The 4,115-nt window shown below is 71.3% G+C and carries 4 protein-coding genes; 2 read left to right on the top strand and 2 right to left on the bottom strand.

Annotated features, from left to right (window positions below; translation table 11 throughout):
* Positions 1–141: 141 nt before the first annotated feature.
* Positions 142–600 carry a Clp protease N-terminal domain-containing protein gene (locus E1267_RS42795; protein ID WP_246064720.1) on the bottom strand — a complete coding sequence of 153 codons (459 nt, stop codon included), beginning with the start codon at positions 598–600 and terminating at the stop codon, positions 142–144.
* Between the two features lie 551 nt (positions 601–1,151).
* Positions 1,152–2,189, bottom strand: a complete 1,038-nt coding sequence (locus E1267_RS42790; protein ID WP_220449939.1) for an AAA family ATPase — start codon at positions 2,187–2,189, stop codon at positions 1,152–1,154.
* 235 nt (positions 2,190–2,424) lie between these two features.
* Between E1267_RS42790 and E1267_RS42785 the strand changes: the two genes are divergently transcribed.
* Both E1267_RS42785 and E1267_RS42780 read left to right on the top strand, forming a co-directional pair.
* Positions 2,425–3,138, top strand: a complete 714-nt coding sequence (locus E1267_RS42785; RefSeq protein WP_342774963.1) for a zinc ribbon domain-containing protein — start codon at positions 2,425–2,427, stop codon at positions 3,136–3,138.
* 158 nt (positions 3,139–3,296) lie between these two features.
* On the top strand, positions 3,297–4,115 hold an 819-nt coding region (locus E1267_RS42780), incomplete at its 3' end, for a hypothetical protein (RefSeq protein WP_132341903.1).

The raw sequence follows: 4,115 nt of genomic DNA, 5'->3' as shown, positions 1-4,115 counted from the left end.
CCCCCGCGATCCGTCCTGCGCCCGCCGTCGCCGCGCTCACCACGTGGCCGCGATCACGATGCCGACCACGACCACGGTGACGATGGCGGCGCGTAGCGCGGCGCGAGCACGCTGCCGGCCGGTGGCGATCACGTGCGGGCCTCAGGCGTCCTGGCTGAGGCGTTCTTCCAGACGTTCGAGGCGCTGGACGAACGGCTGGAGCTCCTGGCGGATCGCCGCGGTCAGCCTCGCTTGCACGGCGGACTCGCCCGCCGTCTGACCGGCCTGGGCCGCCGGGGTGCCCTGCTGAGCCTCGCCGCGCAGGTGCACGTACCCGGCCAGGGCCGCCACCACCGCGCGCCGGGCGAGCCGGGGTTCGGCGCCCAGCCCGCGCAGGACCTGACCCGCCACCCCGTCGGGCTCGGCGACGAGGCCCAGCAGGAGGTGCTCGCAGCCGACGTAGGTGAAGACGCCGCCCACTACGCGGAGCCGATCGACTCCGGGCTGCCCGGTTACCGCTTCCAGGCCCGGGTGCCGGGACGGGACGACATTCCCGCCGTCACCGATCCCCGGCAGGCCGCCGACCACCTGGACCTCGCGGCCATGTCGGTCATGGTCCACGGCCGCGACCGCAAGGTCAGCGAGGCGTTCGCCACGGCACTGGCCGCCGGCCGCTCACGGCTTCGACGTCCCGCAGGACACCCGAACACGATCACCTCGAGTCGCGGCTCACCCGCGCCGCCACCGCACAGACCCTCCACGAGATGGTCGACCGAGCGAGGCGGAGACACGCAGCGGGCTCACCCCCGTGGGGGGTGAGCCCGAGCAGTGGGCGATCCGGCGCCGGAGAGGAGGCGCCGACTGCGGGCCGGAGGGTGGAGGAGCGCCCCTTCGGGCTGCGACCCTTCCTACCTGCGATCGCGCACTCATAGTAAAACATCGGTCACACTGTGCGTGCCGGAAACGGCAATCACTGGTGTACGGCGGCTGAAGGGTGACAGTGCCGCCGGGCGTGCGCACGGTCAACGAACCGTCCGAACGCCACAGCGGAGGCTCCGCGTGCCCGTGGCGAGCACGACGGGCTCCGGGTAGCCGAGCGCGAACCCCGCCGCGTACAGCAGCACGGACCCGGCGAGCGTGCCCCGACCCAGCGGGGTGGGCGCGGCCGGACCCTACGCCGCCTGCGGCACCGGCATCCCGGCGAGGATCTCGCCGAGCGCCGCCGCGGTGGTGACGTCGCGCAGCTCCGCCTCGGGCGTGAGGATCAGGCGGTGCGCGAGCACCGGTACGGCCAGCGCCTTGACGTCCTCGGGGACGACGTAGTGGCGTCCGGCGGCGGCGGCCTTGACCCTGGCCGCGCGCAGCAGCGCGAGACTGCCCCGGGGACTCGCGCCGAGCCGCAGGTGCGGGCTGGCACGGGTGGCGGCGCACACCGCCACGATGTAGTCGTAGACGGGGTCGGCCACGTGGATGCGCGAGGCGAAGTCGATCATGCCGGACACGTCGGACGCCCGCGCCACGACGGGCAGCCGCTCGACCTGCGGCCCTGTCGGCATGCCCTTGAGCACCTCGACCTCGGAGACGTGGTCGGGGTAGCCGACGGAGATCTTCATCAGGAACCGGTCGAGCTGGGCCTCGGGCAGCGGGTACGTGCCGTCCATGTCGACCGGGTTCTGCGTGGCCACCACCAGGAACGGCCGTGGCACCGGATGCGGCTCGGCGTCCACCGTGACCCTGCGCTCCTCCATGACCTCCAGCAGCGCGGCCTGGGTCTTCGGCGAGGCCCGGTTGATCTCGTCGGCGAGCACGATGTTCGCGAAGACGGGCCCGTGGTGGAACTCGAACTTCTGGTGCGCCTGGTTGTAGATCGACACGCCGGTGATGTCGCTGGGCAGCAGGTCGGGGGTGAACTGGATGCGCCGCCACTCGGCGTCCACGCTGGCGGCGACGCACCGGGCGAGCGTGGTCTTGCCGGTGCCGGGCACGTCCTCGACGAGCAGGTGCCCTTCGGAGAACAGGCAGATCAGGGCCAGCTCGATGGCCTCGTGCTTGCCCCGGATGATGCGTTCGATGTTGCCGGCGAGCAGTTGGAAACGCTGGGCGAACTGACCGGCCAGCTGGGCCGGTTGCTGTGGCGGCTGCTGCTGTTGCGGCTGATGGTACGGCTGCACCGCCTGTTCGAAATGGTCTTGTTGGTGGTACTGGGTCAACTGAGTCCCCTTCTCAGTCGGTGCACTGGTAGAGCGGCGCGGCCGGGAACCCGCCGCGCGGTGTGGCCATCAGGGTCTCCCGAGGGGACCGTCGTCTTCAGAAAACGGGGGAATCGGGAGCGGAAGGGCCGCCAAGGCCCGAGGGTGCCCTGAGCTGTCAAGTCCGCGCATCACGGATGTCCTTCCGGGTTTTGTCGGCGCCTGCCGATACCGTGGTGGTCTCGTTACCGAACGTGTGGAGGTGGGTGTGCACAGATCGTTCACGTTCCTGCTGCGACCCACCACCAGGCAGGCCGCCGCGCTCGCGGCGTGTCTGGAGGACCACCGGCAGTTGTACAACGCCGCGCTGGAGCAGCGCCGCACTGCCTGCGCGCGAGCCGGTGTCTCGGTCCGGCACGGGGACCAGTCGGCGGAGTTGAGGGAGATCCGCCGAGCGGACCCGGACGGGCACCTGGCCGACCAGCACCACCTGGCGGCCTCGGCCGAGCGGCTGGCCGCCGCCCAGCGTAACCTGGCGCACAAGGCTGAAAGCACCGGTCGAGAGCTGATCGCGGTGAACCCCGCCCGCACCTCCCGCACGTGTGCCCGCTGCGGACACTGCGCGTGGGAGAGCCGCCTCACCCGAGCCGCGTTCCGATGCACGGCGTGCGGGCATGTCGCGCACGCCGACGTGAACACGACCAGGAACATCCTTGGGGCAGGGCTTGCCCTTCGCCAGGCTGCGGAAGCGGTTCAGCGAGAAGCCGCTCTCTTCAGGGAGCGCAGGAGTCACCAGGGTGTCACTGATGTCGTTGTTGGCGGCGGTACCCCCGACGTCGGCCAGCTTGGGGCCGGTGCTGGACACGCCCACACCGAACCAGGCCGCCGCCGCGACCAGGGCCATGGCCACCACGGAGGCGATCGCTGCCGTGCCCCGGTCGCCCCGGAGCATGCGCGTCCGCACCGCTAACTCACCCCGTATGCACAGTTACAGAGCGTTTTGCCCCCGCCTTACCGGCCATCACCTTAGCGCCCAGCCGTCGCTCGCGCGTATGTACTCGCTGGTACGGGCATGGGTTCGCCGGGAGACGGCGGAGAGTGTCGGTGCGAAGCCGTACCTTGGTCCCCGTGCCTGAACAGCCTCTGACCCTCGACGCGGTCCTCACCGACGAGGCCGTCCTGTCGACCTACCGGCGCATGTTCGCCGCGCTGGCCCGCGACAGCGGGGCGGTGGTCGACGATCCGGTTCTGGTCGACATCGCCGAGACGTTGTTCGCCGCGTTCGCCGAGGCGGGCGAGGAGTGGCTGACGCACGAGCAGATGCGCTTCGCCTGCCGGGCCTATCCCGCCGACCAGTTCGACAACCGGCTGCGGGTGCTCAAGGGGCTCGGGGCGATCCGCGAGGTGTTCCCCAAGCCCAACCAGCTGCGTTACCGGGCGTCGTTCACCAGCGTGGTCGGGCTGATGTTCGTCCGGCGGATGATGGACGACGGCGGTCAGTCGGAGATGCACCGGCTGCTGGCGCTCGAGGACCTCAACGTCGCCGACCCGCGCACCACGATGGAGGAGGCCGGGCAGAGCGCCGTCAACCTGACGCGGGCGTTCCGGCTGTGGGCGCTCGAGTTGGTCACGCTCACCATGGGCACCATCGAGGAGCTGCGCGAGCAGGCCCCCAAGCTTTGGGGCACCGAGGAGATCGCGCGGCGCGCGCAGGGGCTGCACGGCACGATCCTGACCCGCTGGCCTGAGCTCGACCGGGTCTGCACCGACCTGCGCGCGGCGATCTACGCCTACAGCGACGCCTCGCGCCGGGCCGCCGGGCGGCTGGCCGACTCCGCCGGCACCACGCGCAACCTGACGCTGCTGCCGACCGAGACGTGGCGCACGTTCGCGCAGACCGCCTCACGGGAGCGGCTGGCGGCGGTGCTCGACGGGTTCGTCTTCGAC

The sequence above is a fragment of the Nonomuraea longispora genome (genome assembly GCF_004348345.1).
GTDB lineage: Bacteria > Actinomycetota > Actinomycetes > Streptosporangiales > Streptosporangiaceae > Nonomuraea > Nonomuraea longispora.
This window is presented reverse-complemented; position numbering and strand designations above follow the sequence as displayed.